The sequence below is a fragment of the Oleiphilus sp. HI0043 genome, from assembly GCF_001634935.1.
Window position 1 is genome coordinate 1 of the sequence record NZ_LWEY01000421.1, and the last position, 1,237, is coordinate 1,237.

Genomic DNA, 1,237 nt, shown 5'->3' on the forward strand with positions numbered 1-1,237 from the left:
GGGAAATACTGAGAGCGTGCTTAAGGCGCTTTTAAGAAAACGCTTTCTTTTCTCGGTGCAGGCCTCAGGCCGCTCTGTACCCTCTGTGGTAAACCATCTTTTATGTTTTGATCTTTAATTAAGGGATAAACCGATGAACCACCGAGGACACCGGGCGCTTCGCTGCACCGAGGAAGGGATTGAGACACATCTAATAAAGCTTTTATCTTTTCTCTGTGTAGGCCGCAGGCCGCTCTGTGTCCTCGGTGGTGAACCGTCTTTTATGTTTTGATCTTTAATTAAGGGGTAAACCGATGAACCATAGAGGACACAGAGCGCTTGCTGCACAGAGAAAGTGTCAGCTTTACTCAAATATCAAATCTGCCCTGAAGATCACTAATTAGCTTTTGAGCAAAGTTCACTATTAGGGGAATATTATCTTTTGACAGATTAATTGCTTGGCTAAGCTGCCCTGCATCTTCAATGTATTCGTGAATCATTTGATTCCGAATTCTTCTTAGCTCTAACCACGTATCACTGCTTTCCAAATAGCCAAGCTTTTCAGCTCTATCCAGATTATCGATCGCGACACCTACTTTTTCTTGCGTAGCCTTGAGCCATGCAACCAACAACTTATCACCAACCGTATCTTGCAGGCGGCAGAAGCGCCCCACATAGGCCTCGAGCACCTCAGCCAAGTCAGGGTTAGTATCTAACTGCGCCGCCTTTTCCTCGTCAAAACCACCTGCAAATAGCCTTCCTTCAGAGTATTGTAGATGAGTAATTTCTTTTGACACGATTCGGCACAGATACCGTAGCCTTTCTAACTGACCTTGATCTAGGGTCATAACTTAATCCCGGTTTCTTTTGCTATGGTATGTATTGGCGAAAGCTCTACACTTGGTGTTTGAAGTATCACATCGGTTTTACGCCCATGAAACAAGCGAGATACTTGCGTGCTTATTTTAGCCGCAACGAATACGAGTTCGTCGATATCGTGCTTTGACACCACGAGTAGGTCTATATCACCGCCCTTTGCATGATCATCCACTCGCGAGCCGAACAACCACACTTCTACGCCAGGATCAATTAAACTGGCAACGATACCTTTAATGGATTGCGCTTGCCCTTCGGTAATTCTCATTTATGCAAATGACTCTAACTATAATTTAAAGCAGTGAATTTTCATGCCTTATCTTACTGGAAGGAATTAGACTTTGGTAGCCACATAGCGCTTCGCTGCACCGAGGACAGGATA

The 1,237-nt window shown here is 44.7% G+C and carries 2 protein-coding genes; both read right to left on the bottom strand.

The features are described 5' to 3' along the window. Positions 1-347: 347 nt before the first annotated feature. Complete coding sequence (locus tag A3729_RS05440; protein ID WP_068633338.1) at positions 348-827, bottom strand: hypothetical protein; 480 nt, start codon at positions 825-827, stop codon at positions 348-350. Beyond that, on the bottom strand, positions 824-1,123 hold the full coding sequence (locus tag A3729_RS05445; RefSeq protein WP_068508309.1) for a nucleotidyltransferase domain-containing protein: 300 nt from the start codon (positions 1,121-1,123) through the stop codon (positions 824-826). The genes A3729_RS05440 and A3729_RS05445 overlap by 4 nt, the downstream gene beginning before the upstream one ends. Positions 1,124-1,237: the final 114 nt, after the last annotated feature.